The 20,915-nt window shown below is 60.7% G+C and carries 12 protein-coding genes; 2 read left to right on the plus strand and 10 right to left on the minus strand.

The window, feature by feature from the left end:
- Nucleotides 1–134: 134 nt before the first annotated feature.
- The 7 genes from R3C19_09775 to R3C19_09805 form a co-directional block, all read right to left on the minus strand.
- On the minus strand, nucleotides 135–1,250 hold the full coding sequence (locus R3C19_09775) for a prenyltransferase/squalene oxidase repeat-containing protein (GenBank protein ID MEZ6060639.1): 1,116 nt from the start codon (nucleotides 1,248–1,250) through the stop codon (nucleotides 135–137).
- Nucleotides 1,250–6,895, minus strand: coding sequence for a DUF4175 family protein (locus R3C19_09780; protein ID MEZ6060640.1), 5,646 nt, complete (start codon nucleotides 6,893–6,895; stop codon nucleotides 1,250–1,252). Before R3C19_09780 ends, R3C19_09775 begins: the two co-directional genes overlap by 1 nt.
- A gap of 16 nt (nucleotides 6,896–6,911) precedes the next feature.
- Nucleotides 6,912–9,698, minus strand: coding sequence for a hypothetical protein (locus R3C19_09785; GenBank protein ID MEZ6060641.1), 2,787 nt, complete (start codon nucleotides 9,696–9,698; stop codon nucleotides 6,912–6,914).
- A complete protein-coding gene (locus R3C19_09790) occupies nucleotides 9,695–10,321 on the minus strand; it encodes a hypothetical protein (protein MEZ6060642.1) in 627 nt (208 codons plus the stop codon). The genes R3C19_09785 and R3C19_09790 overlap by 4 nt, the downstream gene beginning before the upstream one ends.
- 484 nt (nucleotides 10,322–10,805) lie before the next feature.
- Nucleotides 10,806–11,861, minus strand: a complete 1,056-nt coding sequence (locus R3C19_09795) for a BatA domain-containing protein (protein ID MEZ6060643.1) — start codon at nucleotides 11,859–11,861, stop codon at nucleotides 10,806–10,808.
- The gene (locus R3C19_09800) at nucleotides 11,858–12,763 is read right to left on the minus strand and encodes a DUF58 domain-containing protein (GenBank protein ID MEZ6060644.1); all 906 of its coding nucleotides are present in this window, start codon (nucleotides 12,761–12,763) and stop codon (nucleotides 11,858–11,860) included. Before R3C19_09800 ends, R3C19_09795 begins: the two co-directional genes overlap by 4 nt.
- A gap of 95 nt (nucleotides 12,764–12,858) precedes the next feature.
- Nucleotides 12,859–13,887, minus strand: a complete 1,029-nt coding sequence (locus R3C19_09805) for a MoxR family ATPase (GenBank protein MEZ6060645.1) — start codon at nucleotides 13,885–13,887, stop codon at nucleotides 12,859–12,861.
- Nucleotides 13,888–14,152: 265 nt separating this feature from the next.
- Between R3C19_09805 and R3C19_09810 the strand changes: the two genes are divergently transcribed.
- Nucleotides 14,153–15,565 (plus strand): MFS transporter, encoded by a 1,413-nt coding sequence (locus R3C19_09810; protein MEZ6060646.1) that lies wholly within the window; start codon nucleotides 14,153–14,155, stop codon nucleotides 15,563–15,565.
- Between the two features lie 216 nt (nucleotides 15,566–15,781).
- Here the strand turns inward: R3C19_09810 and R3C19_09815 are convergent, their stop codons facing one another.
- Nucleotides 15,782–15,997 (minus strand): hypothetical protein, encoded by a 216-nt coding sequence (locus R3C19_09815; protein ID MEZ6060647.1) that lies wholly within the window; start codon nucleotides 15,995–15,997, stop codon nucleotides 15,782–15,784.
- A gap of 144 nt (nucleotides 15,998–16,141) precedes the next feature.
- Here R3C19_09815 and R3C19_09820 point away from each other — a divergent pair, with 144 nt between their 5' ends.
- The gene (locus tag R3C19_09820) at nucleotides 16,142–17,170 is read left to right on the plus strand and encodes a succinylglutamate desuccinylase/aspartoacylase family protein (GenBank protein MEZ6060648.1); all 1,029 of its coding nucleotides are present in this window, start codon (nucleotides 16,142–16,144) and stop codon (nucleotides 17,168–17,170) included.
- Nucleotides 17,171–19,568: 2,398 nt separating this feature from the next.
- On the opposite strand, the gene R3C19_09825 is transcribed toward R3C19_09820, so the two are convergent.
- Together R3C19_09825 and R3C19_09830 are read right to left on the minus strand one after the other, a co-directional pair.
- Nucleotides 19,569–20,303, minus strand: coding sequence for a hypothetical protein (locus tag R3C19_09825; GenBank protein MEZ6060649.1), 735 nt, complete (start codon nucleotides 20,301–20,303; stop codon nucleotides 19,569–19,571).
- Nucleotides 20,297–20,590 (minus strand): hypothetical protein, encoded by a 294-nt coding sequence (locus R3C19_09830; GenBank protein MEZ6060650.1) that lies wholly within the window; start codon nucleotides 20,588–20,590, stop codon nucleotides 20,297–20,299. The genes R3C19_09825 and R3C19_09830 overlap by 7 nt, the downstream gene beginning before the upstream one ends.
- Nucleotides 20,591–20,915: the final 325 nt, after the last annotated feature.

Genomic DNA, 20,915 nt, shown 5'->3' on the forward strand with positions numbered 1-20,915 from the left:
ATGTTTCGAACGGAACCGGATGGCGCAGACGGCATCCATTTCGAATTTAGAAATCGTCTTAGTGATCCGGAACCACCGCGCGACCGCCGCCGAGTTTGCGTCGCCGCCGTTGGTTGTAACAACTCCGGGCGGAACTACTTCTGGTAGATCGGCAGGTAGTGATACTTCACGGACAGGCTCAGGACTGCCATTGACGTTGCGTAGACTCTTCCGGCGTTGCGTTCTTCGCCATTCGCCGCGTCCCATGAACCATCATCCGACTGCTTTTCCAGAAGCATCTGCTGCACAAGTTGCGCGGCGGTGTCGGCGTGATCTCCGCCTCGCTGATACATGCCCTGAGCGTAGTAGTACGTGCCATACATGCAGAAACGTTCTTCCCACTTCGGCGGATGTGCCAGCAGCCAGTCGGCGGCCCCGGCAACCAGCGGTGAGTCGTATTCGCCGCAGACCTGCATCGCCAGCAGACCGGCAGCCGTCATCGTGTATGTGGGATTACGCTGGCCGGGTTCGTAACAAAACCCGCCGGCTTTATCGGCCGGCAGACCATTGCGATCCAGCGGCGAGGAATACGACCGCTTCAGGTATTCGACGGCGTCATGGATGGCACCTGCCGGAACGTCCAGCCCATCGTTCTTTGCGGATCGCAGAGCCATCAGTTGCCACACGGACGCCGACAGGTCCGAGTCGTCGGCGTCCGGAGTGTAGCGCCAGCCGCCGCGATCATCGACGGGCTTGCGTTCCTTCTGCGAACTCAGGATCAGGTCGATTGCCTTCTGACATTTGTCGTGCAGCAGCCGATCCTGCTCATCACTGGTGCCCATCCCCAGCATTTCCGTCAGCATCAGCGTTGTGATGCCGTGGCCGTACATGCGCGATCCATCGCGCTGGCCGAAATAGCCCTGCTCATCCTGACGATCGTCCTGCAGCACAAAGTCCAGGGCTTTCTTCATGGCCTGCCCGCGCGCGTCCGGATCGGCCGGCTGAATGCCGACGCTGGCCATCGCCATGATCGACAGAGACGTCATCGTTGTGTCGTAACCCTTGTCCGTGATGGAGCCATTCTCCTTCTGCTGCTGCATCAGAAAACTGACGGCTTTGTCGACCGCCGGATCAACACCGTCCTTTTCGAATGCAGCAGCGGCAGACACGTCAACAGAACCTGCCTGATCCTGAGCAGGCGCAAAGTGAGCGCAGCAAATGACGACAAGCAGTGCCGGGATGAGTTTTGGAACGGCTTGCATCGGCATCATCACTGGCTCTTCCGCGATCGTTCGGCAAGGACTTTGAAGTACGTTTCGACGCTTTTGCGGTACTCCGCGGAGACAGCTTCCCGACGACCACGGGTCAGGTCTTCGGCGGCCTGTTCGCGCAGCCGGCCCCACTCTTCCGATCTATCGCGATTCACAGGAACAACGACGAACGTTCCCGTGTCGCCGTCGTAAGCGGGAATGCCCTGCGGCTGGCGTCCCTGATTTCGACTTGCAAACGCCGACTGTTTCCGATCGCGCGCGCGAGCCGATGCGATCTGCCGTTGCTGAGCCTGCATTTCCCGACTGAGTCCCGACATCGCGCTTGACTGACTCGATTGCGCGGACTGCTGCCGGTCAAGTGAATCCAGTGCCTGAGCCAGTTGCCGGCCGGCGGCCGCCTGCTGCGGCGTAAACGACGGCGGCGCCTGCGACGCGGCGGAATCCGGCGACGGTGCCTGGTCGCTGCCTGCCGTTTCACCGGCGGACGCGTCACCGACGGACGCGTCACCCGGCTGCGACTGCGCGAGCGCAGCGGCATTCGCGGCCTGCTGCATCGGCGTCAGGATCTGCGTCAGGGCGTCGGCCTGTTCGGAAATGGCCTGTTCGGAAACCGCCAGTTTCTCATTCGCGGCCAGTGCCGGCAGATTGTCGGATTGCCGGTCAGGCTGCGACGGATCGGGCGCCGTCTGTTCGGCGGCCTGCAGTTGCAAAGTCGCCTGTGTGGCTTCGTTGTCGGCGACGCGATCGACATTCCGGGCCGCCCGGCTGAGTGCTTCCGCCGCAACAGCGTTTTCCAGCCGGCGTTCGTGCCGCGCCGCGCGATTGACATCATCGGCGACCTGACTCGTGTCCTGCGTCACGCGTTCCTGCTGAGCCACCGCTTGTTGCAACTGCCCCTGCGCGGGAGTCATCTCGCTGCCGAATTCGGCGCGTTCTGCAATCTGCCGCGCCTGTTCGGCAAGCTGGTCCGCGGCGGTGATCGCCTGATCGGCGTAGTCTTCCGCGGCCTGGGCAGCCGGGTTGCTGTCATCCAGCGACGGCAGCGGAATCTGATCAAGCTGACTTCGATCCTTCCGTTCGGCGACGGTTCGCTGCGCCGCGACTTCGGCCCGGACGATCGCCTGCTCCAGCTTCTGCTCAGCGTCCGCCAGGCGAGCTTCCGCCTGCTCGACCTGCCGCCTGCGATTGTCGTCATCAGGTTTCTGGTTCAGTTGTTCTTTCGCCTGTTGAACCTGCTGATCGCGATTGTTGACGTTGTTCCGGAAGTTCTGAACCTGCTGTTCGGCCTGCCGTTCCTGATTTTCCCGATGACGAATGAGGTTGTCGGCTTCTCGTTTTCGCTGTTCCAGAAACCGGCCGCGCTGATCTTCCTGCGACTTCTTTGCATTCTGACGAGCCTTGTCGTCGGCGTGAATCTCCTGGCCCTTCGCGGCGGCGGAACCCTGCCGGCCGGACTTGAGCTGCTGCGATGCATCAAAGATCGCTCGCTGCGCTTCCTGCAGCTTGCTTGCGAGATCGGCAAGCAACTCGCCTTCGTTTGCGCTGTTGGCAGCCTGAGCGGCTTCGTTGAGTCTGCGCTGAGCTTCGGAAAACTGCCGTTGAGCTTCGGGCGTTTTTGCCTGAGACGCCGACCAGTGCGCATGGGAGGTCTGGTGTCGCGCCAGTTCCGCGGCGTCACGTCCCAGTTCGCGAAGATCTTCGGCCAGTTGCTGCTTCTTCGCCTGAAACTCTTCGTGCGAGCGTTCATTCGCTCGCTGAATCTCCTGGTCGCGCTGCGCCGCGTCCTGCAGAGCACTGCGGGCTTCCTGAATCGTGTTCCGGGAAATCTCCGACAGCGCATGCTGCATTGCCGGATTCTGCTGAAGCTCGGCCTCCAGTTCGGCCATGCGATCCTTCGGGCTCCGCTGACCGTCGCGAGCCAGTTGTTCAACCGGGTCGAACTTCTGATCCATTTGCCGGGCGATCCCGAGTTCCTGTTCATGCCGCCGCAGCTCCGCGCGGGTTTCGGCGATGTTTTGCCCCTGGCGCATGTGGTCGAAATGTTCGGCAACCAGTTCCAGTGCCTGAGCCGTCTGTTCCTGCTGTTCGGCGGCCGTCGACAGCTCATTGGCCTGCTGTTCAGGAACCGGCGTCTGCTGCGCCGCCTGCATCGCCGCGTTCATGCGTTCGGCGGGCGGCTGAACGAAGGCGATGCTGTCGTCGGCGTCCCGCGCCCGTTCGCGCTGATCGGAATCCTGCAGATCCTGTTGGTTGGCATCTTCAACAAGCGCTTCGAACAGGTCGTCGAGCTGGACATTGATGCGATCCTGTTCCCGCTGCAGCGCCGGCAGATCCGTGTGTTGATCCGGCGGCGATCGGTCTGCCGCGGGATCGGCGGCTTCTGCGGCGGCGATCGTTTGCTGTTCCAGATCCCGAACCTGCCCGGCAAGCTGCTGGGCCATTTCCGGAATCGTCGGAGCGTACTTCGCGATCACCGCGCGAGCTTCCGCCAGGATCGGCTGCAGTTCGTCGTTCAGCGGCTGCAGTCTGTCACGCAGGTCAATCAGGTCAGAACCAGCGGAAACGATCTCGTCGAACGTCCACCGCCGCTGACCGATGCGGCGTCCGATTTCATGCACGGGAGGCGACCAGCGAACCTGATCGATGCGACCCATCAGTTCGTTGTTGATCCCCGCCGCGCGCAGGTGATTCACGGCTTCATCCAGGTTCTTCTGAATCGTGTCCCACTGGCGCGGATGATCGGTGCGTCCCGTGATTTCCTGCGACTGCCAGCGTTCGAGCGGAATCAGAGTATCCAGACAGGAAATCACATCGGCGAAATCATGCCCCGCTTCCAGGACGCGATACGCCGGTGCGATTTCCTTCAGAGCTTCCGGTACGCTGACGACTCCGGGATTTGCGAAGTCTCCGGATTCGTTGGCGCGGAACTGATTCAGCAGCGATGTCACCGCTCGGCTGGTCAGACCTGCGTCCGCCGCAAACTGAGCATCCGCGTCAATGCGGCACTGTGTCAGGTCACGTCGAATCCGAAGCTGTTCCAGACTCTGCCGGTGCTGCCGGTCGATCTCCGCGGCATACCGCAGAACCTGCCGCGTAAGTTCCGTCGCCTGTTCGGAATCCGAAGCCACCGCCGCGGCATCGCGCAACCGAAGTTCTTCCCGTGCGGCATCCGCGACCTGTGACAGAGGCTCGAAAAGACTTCCGGACCGGACATCAAACTCCCGCCGCGCCTGAGTCAGCCGGCCGGGCAGACCACCATCCATCTCAACGATTCGCTGGCGCTGTTCCAGTTCGGTCAGCAGACCTCTGGCGGCCTGCTGAAGTTCCTGCAGCCGGTCTTCGGATTCCATCGCTCCGTCAAGCCTGTCGCGCTGCTGGTGGCACCAATCGAGCAGTTGGCTGACCTGATTTCGCATGTGGTCCGGCAGACGGTCGCGCTGGTCTTCCAGCAGTCGCTCCACGGCCAGCAGGTGGCTGCGGACCAGCGTTTCCTGGCGCAGCAGCCGTGGCCAGGTCTGTGTCGAGCTTTCCACGACCAGCCGCTGCCGGCGCATCAGCGCATCAAAGTCGAACGCGGCGGCGGCCACGATGTTGTGCGAAATGAGCTGCTGGAAATGAATGGCGGCCGTCTTTGCATCGTCCGCCGATCGTTCAAACGCCTGCTGCAACTGGTTGAGATCCGCCTGCATCTGATCCGCGTCTTTAGCGTGCTGCATCGACTGCAGAATTGCCAGCGGCCGGCTGGCATGTTCCTGCCTCATCCGGGCGATCAGGGAACCGGCAAGATAGAGTTCCAGAGCGTCGGCACCCGCGGGCATCGAACGCGTGACGGCGGGAATCCGGTCCAGCAGGTCGCCGGCGGCGTCACGAAGTCTGTTCGAAAGTCCGGCCAGCGTGGTTCGATCCAGAGCCCGCGATTCTTCCGACTGGTCCGGGGAATCCCGCAGCCGGGCGATGATTTCCAGTGCCGCGGAGTTCTGCTGTTCGGCAATCGTCGCCAACTGCACGAAGTGATCGTACACAGCGGCTTTCGTTTCCATGACGGCATGGCGATCCGGATCAAACTCCGGCGCGGAAACAACGATTCGCAGCGGCACGGATTCCCCGCGATTGCCCTGACGGTCCGTTGCCACCAGCCGCGTTGAAACCTGGTCGCCAGTATTCAGGCTCAGCTTCAGAAGATCCCAGTTCCACGCCGAATCGACACGGTAGACGGCTCGTTCGCGCCCTGCGGAATCGGCACGTGTGTCGTCGTCATTGCGGTCGCTGTCGGCCGACGTGACGACCAGCGGAATGACCTGCCATTCGCGGCCGTTGACCGAAATTTCCTGGTCGAGCCGTTCCAGCGGCAGGTCGTCTTCTGCCATTCCGCGCAGGGCCAGAATGTCGTTCGGCGGCAGCAGCAGGTTCATTTCAGTCTGATCGACGAAACCAGCCCGCGGGATCAGGTCCGGAATCGGGCGAATCTCGTAACGCGGCGCAAACACGTTCTCGAAACCCGTTTCGGCGGACACCAGCCGCACTCGGTAAATCCCCGGATCATTCACCGGCACGGTGGCGCTCCAGCGACTGTCGTCGACCTGCTGCAGAGGAATGATGGTCACATCGTCGCCGAATTTCGCGCCGTCGATCCGCAGTTCCGCCGCCGACACCGCCTGGTCGAGTTCCAGCGTCAGGTCTGTCAGCGTTCCTGTCAATGCCACGATGTCGCCGGCGTCTTCGGTGACGGACGTTGTCGGCAGGCCGGAGTATTCAGGAAAACGATAAGTCTTCTGAAACGCAACAACGCGCGGCCGGTTCTTTGCGCGAATCGTGTGGCGCATCGTGATCGCGTCACCGGCCAGGATGCGATATTCGGTGTCGGCCGTGACATGCAGGTTTGCGGCGAATTCGGTTTCAGTCCGGGCGCGCATCGCCTGACGCACGGAAGACCCGTCGTTCGAAAACACTTCCAGCGTGACGTCTTCAACGGTTCCGCCGGAAACTTCAACAACGACCGCCACGGTTTCGTCAGTCGCGACGGTCAGCGAAGTCGGCGTCGGCTGCCGAATGTTGACATGGATTCGCGACACACGTTCGATGTTGGCACCGGGCAGCAACGCGCGAACGGCCAGAATTCGAAACCGCGAATCGGAACCGCTGAGCAAAACACCGACGCCAGCCGCCAGAACCAGTGCCGCGAGCAGCCACCTGGACAGCAGCCGAACAGGCAGAATTCCGGGAACTCGCACACCGGACATCTGTTCCGCCACTCTGCCCTGCAGCAGACTTCGAAACACAGGTGAGTCGTGGATGTCAGCCGGATCGTCGGCAGCAAGCTCAACGGCCGAAAGCAGATTCTCTCGAAGTTCCGGCGCCGCGACTTCGACGTGAGCCGCGATTTCGCGTTCGGCGGGCGATCGAACGAGTCTTCGCAGGCTTGTCAGCCAGACCGCGCCGGCCGTCGCAGCATAAGCCGCAATGCTGAGTCCCCAGCGAACCTGATCGCTGAGCACCCAATACCAATCCGCGACGGCAACGACCGCCATCCCGGCCAGGAACGCAACGATCGCGGTGCAGAAGCCTCTCACCAGAAGCAGGTGAAGTCGGCGACGGCCGATGCGCTGCAGCTTGTCGGCAACGGTCGGGTCCAGTCGGATGCTCATGAAAAAGCCTCACGCACTACAACAGCCCCGCGCGCTTGCGCAGGAACCATTCCAGTGAAAGCAGAATAACAATCGCCGCAAACCACCAATAGCTTTGCCACAGAGCGGTGTCCGATTCCACGATGTGGCCGCTGCTGAACGGACGCAGCAGGTCCGGCAACTGATCGGCCTGTTCCTCGCGCAGAAAGACGCCGCCGGATGCGTCCGCCAGTTGCCGCAGCAGCGGTTCGTTGCAGGCAGTTTCGTTCCGTTCTCCGGTTTCCGGCGGCAGCACCACAAACTGCGCGCGAGCCTTCAGCGCCTGTTCGGTGAATCCGGACGCCCTCACGGACACTTCGTAGTCGCCTTCCGACAGCGCTCCCGAACGTCCGCGGTAAAGCCCGGGAACATCGGGGTCGGGAGTCAGTCCGGCGGATTCGACAACGCGACCGTCCTTCCACACCAGCGCGTCCACGGTCGCGGCGACGACCGGCTTTCCGTCGACGCCAGTCAGCCGGACGCGAATGTCAGCGGAGTCACCGTTCGAATAACTCACGGCCCCGGCATCAATCGCCGCGTACTCATCACTGGAAGCGAAGGGCCGCGGCATCACTAAGGTCGCAAGCTGATTCCAGATCCGCTGGTGGTACGTGTCGGCCGCCCGATAGCGCCATCGCCAGGTTTCGTCGAACGCCAGATACAGAACTCGCCCCGCGCCGATGCGCTGTGTCACGATCGCCGGAGTCGCGCTTCCGTGGATTACAGCTTCGGCCAGCACTTCGGCTCCTGGTTGAGCCGACACACTGGCGATCACGTGCGGCGGCGGCAACTGCGCCCAGAATTCCCGATTGGCCGCGTCGTCCGTTTCGACGGACAGCGCAGGTTCCCGGGCTCCCTGATCCGTCAGCCGCAGTTGTTCAGGCATTGCTGACGACGGTTCCGGAAGCCACTCAACAGGCAGCAGCGGCGCCAGTGTCCGGTCCGCGAACGCCGCCAACTGTTTCCGCTGACCATCGACAAACACAACACCGCCGCCGCGCAGTTCGACGAATTCGCGAAGCCACTGCAGTTCGTGTTCGGCAAACGCTTCGGCAGGAACTTCGCCGAAGATGATCAGATCGTAATCGAACAAGGCGTCGCGGGATTCCGGAAACATGTCGTTCCCGTCCCCGCGCGGCAGCGTTGCGGCACCGCCGGATTCGGTAATGATCGCGTCGACGTCCCACTGACTGTCTCGATCAAACACATTCCGCAGGTAGCGAGTTTCCCAGCGAGATCGGCCGTCGAGGATCAGCATCCGGTGATTCTCCGTAATCGCGGCGAATCGCAGCGTGCGCTGGTTGTTGCCCGAGTCGGCCTCATCCTGCAGCGGTCTGATCGACGCGGTCATCGCCAGCGGAAGTGAATGCTGCCGGACCTCGCCGGCCAGTCGGTCACTGAGCCGCTGCACGATTTCCTCAATGCCGAATTCAAAGGCGATGCGTCGCTCGCCACTGCCATCCGTCAGCAGTTGCTGCTCCCACAGGACGTCACCGTCGTGTTCAATCTGCACGACTGTCGGCTGCCCGGCGGGCATTCGATCCTGAATGATGATCGACCCGCGGACACGATCCTTTCGGAAAACCAGTTGAGGATGTTCCAGCCCCGTGACGGACAAGTCCGGAGCCGCCACATCCGCGCCCATCGCGACGGGAAAGAAGGCGATGCCCTGGCCGCCGAGAATGCGAGCCGTGGGCAGTGGTGACGGACCGGCGTTGTGCTGTCCGTCAGTAAGCAGCACTACCGCCGTCGTGCGTCCGGCGAATTCGACAGCGCCGCCATCATTGCCGACCGAAGATCTGCTGACGGATGATGTCTGCGTTGCCGTAATGCCGCTGATCAGATCCGAGACGGGCGCATCTGCGGTCTCGGAGAATTCGCGCGGCACTTCAGCGGTAATCTGACTATCCAGCATCAGAACCGCCTGCTGATTGTGCAGCGCGAAAACTTCCACGTTGTGAAACCGCTTCAGGTTGTCAAACAAAGCTTTGGAGCCTTCCAACAGCAGTTGTTCGCATCGTCGCCAGCGAGTTGTTTCGTCCGCCATCGCCAGCGCCGCTTTCACGGATGCATCGCCGGAATCAACCAGGTTTCGAACTTCCCTGCGAAACGTCTGTCGGATGCGGTCTTCGACCGACCGAGTGGTTTCACACGCCGCCAGAAGCTGTGCCATGTCGGCCTCGGTGGCGTTCTGATTGGCTGGACGCACGATCGCCTGAAGCAGGCTGATCGATTGCATTCCATTGGACTCATCGTCCGCCGAATCGTGCTGTTCCGATTCCGGAAATTCGTTAGCGACTTCGGTCGCGGAATTGAGGACTTCCAGCAGATCGTCACGCAGCTTCATGATGTCGTCGGCGGAAACTTGTTCGGCCCGGAGTTCCAACAGCGTTCGTTCGCGAACGTCGTGAATCTGGTTCGCGAGCTGATGCAGGCGGGAATCAATGCGGCCTCGCTCCAGCCAGCCGTGCGACTGCGCGATCAGCAGCTTTCGCTCATCGGTCAGGTGACGGTCAACAAGGTCCATGCTCTGCGACGCGTCAACGTAGATCTTCACGCGGCCGGGTTCTCCGATGACCTTTCGATGATGCAGCACGGGACCCGTCAGCAGCAGCAGCGCCAGAACAAAGGCCAGCGACCTGAGCGCGGGCAGCAGCCATCGAAGGTTCGCCGGCAGATCGAAGCTTTCCCGACGGTAATATCGCCACGACAGTCCGGCGGCCAGCGCAGCCAGCAGCAGCCCGATCCAGACCGGCACGTCTCCGACAAATCGCAGGCTCGTCATGTGCGAACCCTTGAAAAGCGCTGCTGCAGAACGAGTTCCAGAAACATGAACACCAGCAGCGCAATCAGCACCAGCTTCCAGATTTCTCTGCCGTGTCGGCGCAGTCTGTCACGCTCCAGAAACTCCCTTGCCGAAGAAGCAAGCTCCGCGTGCAGACTTTCGGCCAGCGAACTCAGCCGAGACTCATCCATCACGGAAAGGTCGGATTCTTCGCGCGATGTCGAAGCGACGAAGTGAATCGTGCCGCCATCGGAAGCACTCAGCGCGTACTGTCCCGGTTGATTGGTGTGTTCGAACCGAGCGACCAGGCGATTGCCCTCGGGCACGGCTCGCAGCGTTCGGCGCCCACCCGAAGGCGTCACGATTGACAGCGGATGGTCCGCGGCGGCGGCATCCTTGGCGGCGTCAAACAGGACCACAACAGGTTCGCCGGTACGAATGTTTCTCGGCGGTGCCAGCGGTTTGCCCAGCGTTGTCACAAGCTGCTGCATCAACGGCACGAAGAAGGGCCGGAGAGGCAAATCCGACCAGTCAGCGTCGCAGGCGGTCGCCATCTGCACGACGACGCCTTCGCCCCGCGAGCCTTCCAGCAGGAACGGATCACCACTGTCCAGACTCGCCATGACCAGCGGCGAACCCGCTGTCCGGACATCGTCCGCGGTGGATGTTCCTTCCGCGGGAACCAGTGGAAACCATCGACGAATCTCGGCCGTCGACAGATCACCGTTCGACGGTTGAAAACTGCAGCCGGATGGTCAAAATACTGAGCGACCACGTGAGCGCTTTTTCCGTCGATCATTCCCTGCGGCGATCCGAATGCTGCCGGCAGCAACCGCTTTCCGTGGAACAGTTTTTCGTTGTACCACTGCGAGTCGATTCGTCCGCCCGGACACCATCGCCGCCGCCGCTGTGCACGAATTCCGTAACGGCATCGGCCTGTGCATCGTTCAGGCGCGGGACATTCGCCAGCACAACTTGTGCCGTGCCGAGCAATTCCTGTGTGAGCTGTCCCGGATCGGTGATAGTGCGAGTTCACCAGATCCGACAGCCGAACTCCGCCGAACGTGTACGGTGTCAGCGCAATGGCCAGAAAGTCGGTTTCGCCTTTCAACGGCTGCGAATCCGGTTCTCCGTCGACCAGCAGGACATCAATCTGTTCGATAATCGAAACGGCGGCGGAAAAGTGGTTGTCCGTGGCCAGAGATCGTCGACAGCAATCCCGACATCAATGACATGGGACCCGGACGGAAGGCACGGCAGCAAGACCTGCGCGGACGCGTTGGCCGCCAGCGTCACCTGAGACACCACCTGCTCCGTTCCATCCAGTGTCAGGACAATACGGGCCGATTCGACGGGCGTGGTACCGTAGTTTCGAACACCGGCGCGCACGGAGATCTGCTGATCGATCCCCATCGGCCGTTCGGGCAACTGCAGCGATTCGATCGACACGTTTCCCTGGACCGGCTTTCCGACAGGCAGCAGCGTGAGTTCCGGAGGGATCGACATCGCGGCAACCTGATCGCGGACCGAATCCGCCAGATTGCCGCCGCGATTCCAGTCGGCGGGCTGAAAATCACTGATGACGACCAGTTCCTTTGTCGGGTTGGTCATCTTGGAAAGTGTGGCCAGACCGGCATCCAGAGCCGGCAGCATTTCGCTGGCTCCATACCCGGACCGGGCGACCTTCAGGCGTCGAACGACGGCATCCGCATCGAAGAGAGGCTGATCGAACAGCAGCTCGGGGCTTCCACCGGTCTGAATCACGGCGATTTCAGATCCGCGAGCCGCCGCTTCAACAATCTGACAGGCCGCGTAAACAGCGTCGTCGAAGTGCGTTCGCGTCCCGGTGACGGCGTCCATCGAATAGCTGGTGTCCAGCAGCACCACCAGCGAGACGGGCGAGTCACCGGCCGGATTTCGCCCGCCCGTCAGCAGGGGACGAGCCAGGCAGATTGCCAGCAGCGCCGGAATTGCACATCGAATCAGCAACAGCAGAAGCTGCTCAACCCGAAATCGTTTGTGATTGATTCTGACAACGGATTCCAGCAGGTGCATGGCCCCCCATTCCACGCGTCGAAACCGACTGCGGTTCAGAATATGCAGAACCAGTGGAATCGCCGCCGCCAGTGTTCCCCAGACGAGCAGCGGGTTGGCAAACGTCATCGCGACTTCCTTCTCAGACCCAGATAGCCCGCCAGAGATTCGGCATAGGGCTGATCGGTGGTCAGCGGAATCAGACTGATGCGCTGGCGATTGCAGCCGCTGGCAAGTTGTTCGCGAAACTGAGCCAGCTTTTCCAGGTACGCGCGGCGAAGCTGCGCGGGATCCACCAGGTGCCGGCAATGGGCGGTTTCCAGCGAGGCGAATTGAGTCCACTGCCGGAAGGGAAAATCGATTTCGTCGGGATCCCAGATCTGAAAGATCAGAATTTCGTGATTCGCCTGACGTAAATGTGCCAGGGCCTTCATCAGTCGGTCAACGTCTCCGAACAGATCGGAAATGATGACCAGCAGGCCGCGGCGCTGAATTCGGCTGACGATTTCGTGGAACACGTCGCTCGGTTCGGTTTCCCGTTCCGGCTTTGTGGCGGCCAGAGAATCAATGATCGCCTGCAGATGCTTCGGCCGCCCGCGCGGCGGGATGTAGGTTCGGACTCTTGTGTCGAACGTCACCAGCCCGACACTGTCCTGTTGCCGCAGCATCAGATACGCCAGACACGCGGCCGTCCGAATTGCGTAGCCGTGTTTGGTCAGTCCGTTGCTGCGTGATCCCGAATACCCCATCGAGCCACTGGTATCCAGCAGAATCGTGCAGCGCAGGTTCGTCTCTTCTTCGTACTCACGAATGAACAGCCGGTCGGTCTTGCCGTACAGCTTCCAGTCAATGTCGCGAATGTCGTCGCCGGGAACATATTGCCGGTGTTCGCGGAATTCGACGCTGAACCCTTTGTGCGGCGACCGATGCAGTCCGGAACAGAAGCCTTCCACCACCTGCCTGGCAAGCACCTGCAGGTTGACGAATCTGCCGATGTCGCCGGCAGGAAGGACTTCGGAAACGTGAGGCATAACGGGCGGCGGAAACGATCGGGAATGGAAAATTGAGAATTGAGAATCGCAGCGGTGGAACGTCGACGATCGGAAACGTCCCGGTGGTCTTCACATCAAAGCAGCTTCTTTGAGGTTGCCGGGATTTCCTTCAGCAACCGGGAAATCAGGTCGTCGACGCTGACTCCTTCGGCTTCCGCGTTGAACGTCGGCACGAGGCGGTGCCGCAAGACCGGGTACGCCAGGGCTTCGATGTCGTCGCGCGTCACATGGTGGCGCTGATGCATGATGGCTCGCGCTTTGGCCGCCAGCACGATCTGCTGGCAGGCCCGCGGACCGGGGCCCCATTCGATCATTTCGCGCACCCAGCTCGCTGCACCGGGTTCACCAGGCCGGGCTGACCGAACCAGGTCCAGCACGAACTGTTTGACATGATCCGGCAGTGGAACCAGCCGGACCGTTTCCTGGCATTCCAGAATTCTCTGCCCGGAAACTACCGGGGAAATCGTTGCCGACAAAGTCGACGTGGTGCGGTCAATGATGTCCGCTTCCTGTTCGCGAGTCGGGTAGTCCACTTTGACATGAAACAGAAATCGATCGCGCTGAGCTTCAGGAAGCGGATACGTGCCTTCCTGTTCAATCGGGTTCTGCGTCGCCAGCACGAAGAACGGTTCTTCCAGGCGATACGTCTTGCCGCCGACGGTGACTTCATGTTCCTGCATCGCTTCCAGCAGCGCGGCCTGCGTCTTGGGAGGCGTGCGATTGATCTCGTCCGCCAGCAGCATCTGCGTAAAGATCGGCCCCTTCTCAAAGACCAGATCACGATGCCCGGTTTCGCGACTTTCCTGAATGATGTCGGTGCCGGTGATGTCTGCCGGCATCAGATCGGGGGTGAACTGAATGCGATGAAACGTCAGGTTCATCGTTTCCGCCAGCGACCGCACCATCAGTGTCTTGGCCAGTCCCGGCACGCCTTCCAGCAGGCAGTGTCCGCGGGCCAGAATCGCGATCAGCAGTTGTTCGACAACCTCGTCCTGCCCGACGACAATTCTGCTCACCTGTTCGCGAATCTTTCGGCAGGCACTGACAAGCCGTGCCGCGCGGTCCTGATGATCGGCGGTGGCCGGTCGGTTTTCTTTCGACATTGTCGAACCTGAAAAGCGGACGAAGGAAGTGATCCGGAGCTGTTCTCAGAGTAACACAACGAAAAACCAGAATCTTCGTCGCTAACTTCCGTTTCGGCGCACTTCACACCGGGTTACTGCACCAAAAATTGCTGTCGGACGTCTCCTGTATGATTCGCCGGCGGCGCGGTGAAAGGAAGAACCTGTACGGAAGGCACCCGACTTCCGCAAACGGGCCGACTCCGCTTGCAATTGGCTTCCGGCATCAACCGGAAACGTACAACTCGTGGGTTCACCCGGAAAACAAGGTGACGGCGTGGACGAGAAGAATCCCTATTCGGTCCTCCCCGTTGGCGACCCGCACCCGGCCATCTCCGGAACGGACGAACCAGCGACGAACGTCCACTGGCTGGTGTTCACTCTGGCCTGCGCGACGTCGTTTCTGCTGTATCTGCACCGCTATAGCTGGAATATCATCGGCCCCGAACTTCAGGATGAGTTTGCGTTCACGAATACTCAGGCCGGGTTTCTGTTTTCTCTGTTTTACTACACATACGCCGCCGGTCAGATTCCCAGCGGAGTCATCACGGACCGCTTCGGGGCTCGCGGCGTACTGACGACAATCATCGCCGCGTGGTCGGTTGCCCTGACCGGGATTGCTCATACCGGCAGCCTTGTATTGCTGGGCTTCTGGCGACTGCTGTTCGGAGCGACTCAGGCGGGCTGCTATCCCGCTTTGACGAAGATCAGCCAGCAATGGTTTCCGCCGCGGCAGCGCACCGTCATGCAGGGCTGGGTCGCCACCACCTTCGGCCGCGCCGGAGGCGCGATGTCACCCATCATACTGGGGACGCTGCTGATCGGTGCGTGGGGTCTGAGCTGGCAGGCGGCGATCACCGTGATCGGCATCATCGGCCTGTTGCACTGCGGAATCTTTTTCGCCTGCTTCCGAAACTCACCGCAACAGGATCCGCGCGTCAACGACGCCGAACGCGATCTGATTCGCGGCGGTTCGACGGACGCTCCGAAGCGCGATTCCGAAACGACCGTGCTTCCGGTCGGAACGGCACTCCGGAACAACAGTCTGCGGTGGTTCACGCTGCAACAATATCTGGACGCCGGGTCGGATGTCGTGTTTGTCAGTCTGATTGGATCCTACTTTCTGGCCGCTCACAATTTCGATATCAGCAAGACCGGCTGGCTCGCCAGCCTGCCGCTGTGGGGCGGAGCACTGGGAGGCATCGCGGGAGGCTGGCTGAATGATCGCATCATTCAGCAAACCGGCAATCGGCGCTGGGCTCGCAGCGGAGTGGGCTGCGTCGGCAAAGTCATCGGCTGCGCGATGCTGGCTCTGGTTGTGCTGCAGTCCGACGGAGTGACCGCGGCATGGCTGCTGATGGCCGCGAAATTCTTCAGCGACTGGAGTCAGCCGACCACCTGGGGAGCCTGCACGGATCTGGGAGGACGCTTCACGGCGACCGTGTTCAGCATCATCAACACCGCCGGAACCATCGGCGGAGTCTTCATGCCGATCGTGTTCGGGTTCGTGCTGGATCTGTTCACGACGAAAACACTGGTCGACGGTGCCGAAGCCGCCATCACCGACTGGAATCCGCTGTTCGTTCTGCTGTCGGCGATGTACCTTGCCTCCGGCGCGTGCTGGCTGCTCGTCGACTGCACGGATCGACTGGCGGATTGACGGAATTCACACCCATTTCTCCTTCCGCGATCCGCCGTTCAGGATGACAATCCATGAAATGACACGCCACCGGACGTATCGTCCGACGACTTGTTGGGTGTCAGCGATTGAAGGGGGACCGATCACGCAGGCGATTCCTGCACAGTCGCAAATAGTCGCGTCGTTGAGACCGATCGTCACCGAAAGCGGGGTACGGCACTCGGCGATCCGCACGCGCTACGCGGCCTCCGCCTGGTGCCTTTGGAGGCGCGTGATGTGCAGCAGGAACAAGTGTTCGGCCGTCTCGCCGCCGTCCGTGGCCACGTAGATCCAGTGCTTCATTAGCAACGCATTCTCCGGATGCTTTACCGTGATGTGAGTACCATCGCTCATCACGATCGTAAATGGAACGAATGGCGACGCCTTCAGCATCTTCCGCAGTTCTTCGTGCATTCAACCTTGCCCGTGTTTCTTGACCAGTTCCAATCGTGTCGGCATTGCCTTCTCATTGTAGCTCGTTCAACGGGCCATTGTTAGAATTATTCGCAGCACCGACATCACGTCGCCACGTGAAGATCTTTATCAAAGTCTAAAGACATGGAACGCAGGACCGTACGTCCCGAATCCCTGGACCTCGATTCTCCCGGCCGCCGCGATTACTGGCTGGCTCTGGAACATGACAGCATCTGGGGAGATCACCTGATTCCGCTCACGGTCTTCGTCGGTCCCGAAACCAAAGACGGCCAGGGTCTGGTGGCGTTCGGTTCCAATCACGGCAACGAGTACGAAGGACCCGTCGCTCTGAAGCACCTGCTGCGTGAGATTGATATTCGTGACGTGAGAGGCCGCTTGATTCTGATTCCCGTGCTGAACCCGGCCGCGTTTCTGTCCGGGACGCGAGAAAGCCGCGATGAAGACGGCGTAAATCTTAATCGAGCGTTCGTGGACGGTGCCGGTACGACCTCCGCACTGTCGGGGATCACTCACCGCATCGCGGCTTTCGTGAGGGAATACATCTGGCCGCGGGTTCACATTGTGCTGGACTTGCATTCCGGCGGTGACGTCGCCCGGTTTTCGATCTGCTCCAACTTTCATCCGGTGGATGACCCGGAACTCAGCCAGCGGATTGAACAGACGGCTCGCTGGTACGGCACGCCGTCATTGATGGTTTATCAGAACATCACGCCCGGACTGTTGCCCAGCGAAGCCGAACGCCTGGGCAAGATCACCGTCGGCACGGAACTCGGCTGGGGCAGATCCGTCAATCCCGAAGGCGTGCGATACGGACGTCAGGGAGTGCTCGCCGCCGCGATCAACAACAACCTCCTGCACGGAAAAATCGAACCGATTGCCCACCACAAAGCGGGGACGCAGAGAAAGCTGGAGATGGTCGATCGCGACTGCTTCATTGTCGCGCCGTTTGCCGGCCACTACGAACCGCTGGTCGAATGCGGAACGACCGTCAGGAAGGGGCAAACCGTCGGACTGCTGCACGACTTTGATCGCATCGACCTGGACCCGTGGCCCTGCGTGGCCGCTTTGGACGGAGTCGTTCTGGCTCAGGCATGGGTCGCGCCGGTTCCCAAAGGCCAGCACATCGTCGTCGTGGCACGCGAGATTCCGTAGGCTGCGGCTGATTCTGCAGCGACAAATACATGTGTCGGGGTTCGTCGAGACTGCCGCCGCTGTACAGAATTCTTACGATGCGGCGAGTGCTGCCGTCGTACTGATATTCGGTGCCATTGCCGTCGCTGTCTTCCGTGAAGTTCGGCCAGTTGCCGCGCTGGTCCACGCCAGGCCATTGAGTTCCAGCCCAACGGGCCAGCCGTTCGTTCGTCAAGCCTGGGGCACCGCCCCAGGCTGGATGATTGTCCGGCCCGTTGGGCCTGCACACTGGGCGTGCTGCCGCTGACCGCTCCGGAGTGCGACTGCTGGCTCTTCGTCACTTTGCCGGGATCATTGAGCGTGTACACGATCTGGTTCTCGACGCGGGAGCCCCGCGAGGCGATTCGAGCTTCCGCTCGGAATGAAATCGACCCGAGCGGCTTGAAGTTGAAATTTCGCAGGCGAACGGAACGGGGCGGTGTCATCCGGATCGTCCGTCTGGTTGCCGCGCGACGTGACCTTGTCCACCCGTCCATGTGAATCATACCGCCGGGCGGGGTCGCTGTCGACAGTTGGATTGCGTGCCACTGGCTGTGCCAGTGTTCCGTTGCCTGACTGAGGGCACTGGCACAGCCGGTGGCACGCTTCCACCGTCTTCCCGATTCTCCGGCCTTGCGCCCGGTGCCGCAGGCCGGAGCGGAACGGGAATTGGTATCGTCAGATCGTCCGTCTGGTTGCCGTGCGACGTGATCTTGTCCACCCGCCCCAGAGAATCATACCGCCGCGTGATCGACCGCACTGCCCCGTCCGTCGCACCTCCGAGCGTCGTCACCTTCTGCGACTGCGAATTACGCAGATTTTCCGAAGGCAGAAGGCGATCATCGCTCGCCGCTGATTGTGGAGATTCGTTGCAGTTTTCAGGAACCAGCCGATCAATGGTTCTGACACCTTTATCGCTCCTCGTCCGTCTGGTTGCCGCGCGAACGTGACCTTGTCCACCCGTCCCTATGAATCATACCGCCGGGCGGGTGCGCCTGTCGACGATCGGATTGCGTGCCACTGGCTGTGCCAGTGTTCCCGTTAACCTGACTGAGGAGCACTGGCGCAACCAGTGGCACAGCCGCACGTCTTTCCGATTTCTCCGGCCTGCGCTGATGCCACCGGGCCAGAACGGAACGGGGGTGGTATCGTCCGGATCGTCCGTCTGGTTGCCGTGCGACGTGATCTTGTCCACCGCCCCAGAGAATCATACCGCCGCGTGATCGACCGCACAGCCCCGTCCGACTGCCTCCCAGCGTCGTCACGTCCTGTGACTTTGATCGCCGCAGATTATCGAAGCCGTAGGCATCACCATCCCCGCGGATGTTGGACACTCGTTGCAGTATTCAGGAATGAAGTCGATCAAAGATTCCTGACTTTCTTTGTCGCCCAGATGTGCCTCCGGATCCGTCCATCCGCGTGTCGTACCGCAACCGCAATCTCACGCCACTTCAGTTTCCACGATGAAATAGACAGCTACACCACAGGTTCCGGACACCTTTAATGTCCTCCGTTACTTATCTTCCTGCGGCTTGCCACCTGGCACAGACTGACGCACCTTCGTGGCCACCGCCGTCACTTCATCATCATTTGTACTACGCTTCATTCCAATCGGCCGTCTTCAACCACAATGTTTTCCGGAATCTCATACAATGATACAATTTCCATTGTTTCTGGATCGCTGCCAACCAATGATCTTCTGAGACATCGCCATCCTGGAGATGAATGCAGCTTCACCTTCAAAGGCCCGGAAGTGATTTCCACATGCAGCAATGTCATGCCGTTTGATCTTCCACGAACGCACTTCCATTACGTATTTTTTTCTTTGGTCAATCTGAATCTCGGACCGCTCGATACTTTGAATATCTCCGGCGACAACCGTTGTAACAACCTTCGGCAGCGTCGCTTCGCTCCACCGGTGACGCAAACCCGCACTTCATAGCCTTTTCGGGAAGACGTTCCTGCATAAGGTGGCTGATGGATTTGCTTGCTTTTGGCAGAGACTTCTGAGGCCCAAACAACTTTCGAATTCGCCATCTGTCGAATGAGCAACATGAGTTGGCAGCAGCACAGCCGAAACGGTGACAATCATGAGTGACAATTGCAACACTGAACGCCCTCCGGAGCACCGTGAAGCTATCATGAACGCCTACCAAAAAAGTTCCCCAGGCCGGAGCCTGGGAACAGCAAGCTGATGCTGGAATTTTAGTGGTCGATCACTGCCTACTTTGGCATGGGCAAGGACGATCACGGAATTCTCAACAGGCTGTTGTCTCGGCTTCCCTGCCATTGATCCGGTACTGGACGGTCAGCAGCTTTGGCGTTCCCGGAGCGGGGTCGCCGCCGAAGCTGGCGTTGTAACTGGCGGATACCAGAGTGATCAGAGGCAGATCCGGGCCTGTTTCTGCAACAGCTCGGTTACGTCCTTCGTAGCATCGCCGGCACCGTATTCGGCTTTGACGATCTCCAGCCGGACCTTATCGAAGCCGCCTTCGGCCAGCAGTTTGCTGACATCCACACCGTCGCCGGCGACCTTTTGAGCGATCGCCAGTGCGGTTTCGGTCGCCTGATCCTTCAGTTCCGGAACCTTCATGGCGTCGACGCAGCCTTCAGCGTCTTTCCGCGCTTCGGATAACGCGCAGCGCGTCCAGCACCAGCTTCTTTTCTCCGGTCGCAGAGCTGCGGCAAGTGCCTGTTCACACATTTGCCGCTCGCTGATCTTCCGGCAGAACGAACTGTCTGGCGATGCGAATGTGGCCGCGCAGAGCCCGCACCTGGTACTGGTTCGACGAAGTCTTCGACAGACCAAAGCGCTGGGAGCCGCGTCTTCCGTCATCCATTCTCCCAGCAGACGCGTGCTGATGTCCTGCAGCTTTGCATCGCTGCTTTTCCCGGCGGCGTCCATCGCGGCCAGCGAGTTGGTTCCGCCGACAGCTCCCAGCACTTCCAGCAGAGCGACCTTCGTAGCAATCGACGACGACTTGTCAACGGCCGCGGAGAGTTCGGCCGCACAGGCTTCCCGATCGAGCCATCCGGGCACTGGCACTTTCAGGGCCTGCTGAGCCACGGCTGCATCTTCCCTGTGCTTTGGCGACACGACCTGGGAAATCAGCACGGACAGCCTTGCAGCGCACGGTTTCGCGCGCCAAGCGTCCAGAGCCGCGCTTGCCGCACGATCGCTGTCGGCGTGATCGCACGAGCAGCTCCGGTACAGCGTCGATGCGCGCTGGCCCACGACGACTCGCAACAGCAGCGGATACATTTTCCTTCGGCTTTCGGAAGCAGTGCGACCTGTCCGTCGACTTTTTCGCCCGGCATTTCCGCCAGAGTCGCCTGAGCGGTCGCGGCCAGATCCGCATCGTTTTCCAGAGCGATCTTCAGCAGCGAAGACAGGCAGGACATCACCCCCGCAGGCCAGCGCGTCGACTGCCGATGCGGACGGGTTTCGGACCCTGTTCAGCGGCCTTCAGAATCGCCGACAGAATCGGTGTCCGGCCGATCGGCCATCGCCTGAACAATCAGCGCACGGCCAGTCGGGAGTCGTTCGGTTCATTTCGTCAACCAGAGCCTGATCGACCGTGCCGCCGGGGAAACTCGCGAGCTGTTAAGTGCGAGCTGGAACAGAGCCTTTCGTCAGACTGAGAAACTGTTCCAGCGGCAGCGGAATGCCATTGTCTCCCGCGAGGATTGCACCGCGAGTCGCTTCGATGACACGCTGCATCGGAAC

The organism is Planctomycetaceae bacterium, from assembly GCA_041398785.1.
In the GTDB taxonomy this organism is placed as follows: Bacteria; Planctomycetota; Planctomycetia; order Planctomycetales; family Planctomycetaceae; genus JAWKUA01.

Bases quoted from the DNA above. Each gene is read 5' to 3' on its own strand.
- R3C19_09775 (MEZ6060639.1), bottom strand. From the start codon at position 1,250: ATGATGCCGATGCAAGCCGTTCCAAAACTCATCCCGGCACTGCTTGTC.
- R3C19_09780 (MEZ6060640.1), bottom strand. From the start codon at position 6,895: ATGAGCATCCGACTGGACCCGACCGTTGCCGACAAGCTGCAGCGCATC.
- R3C19_09785 (MEZ6060641.1), bottom strand. From the start codon at position 9,698: ATGACGAGCCTGCGATTTGTCGGAGACGTGCCGGTCTGGATCGGGCTG.
- R3C19_09790 (MEZ6060642.1), bottom strand. From the start codon at position 10,321: ATGGCGAGTCTGGACAGTGGTGATCCGTTCCTGCTGGAAGGCTCGCGG.
- R3C19_09795 (MEZ6060643.1), bottom strand. From the start codon at position 11,861: ATGACGTTTGCCAACCCGCTGCTCGTCTGGGGAACACTGGCGGCGGCG.
- R3C19_09800 (MEZ6060644.1), bottom strand. From the start codon at position 12,763: ATGCCTCACGTTTCCGAAGTCCTTCCTGCCGGCGACATCGGCAGATTC.
- R3C19_09805 (MEZ6060645.1), bottom strand. From the start codon at position 13,887: ATGTCGAAAGAAAACCGACCGGCCACCGCCGATCATCAGGACCGCGCG.
- R3C19_09815 (MEZ6060647.1), bottom strand. From the start codon at position 15,997: ATGCACGAAGAACTGCGGAAGATGCTGAAGGCGTCGCCATTCGTTCCA.
- R3C19_09820 (MEZ6060648.1), top strand. From the start codon at position 16,142: ATGGAACGCAGGACCGTACGTCCCGAATCCCTGGACCTCGATTCTCCC.
- R3C19_09830 (MEZ6060650.1), bottom strand. From the start codon at position 20,590: ATGTCCTGCCTGTCTTCGCTGCTGAAGATCGCTCTGGAAAACGATGCG.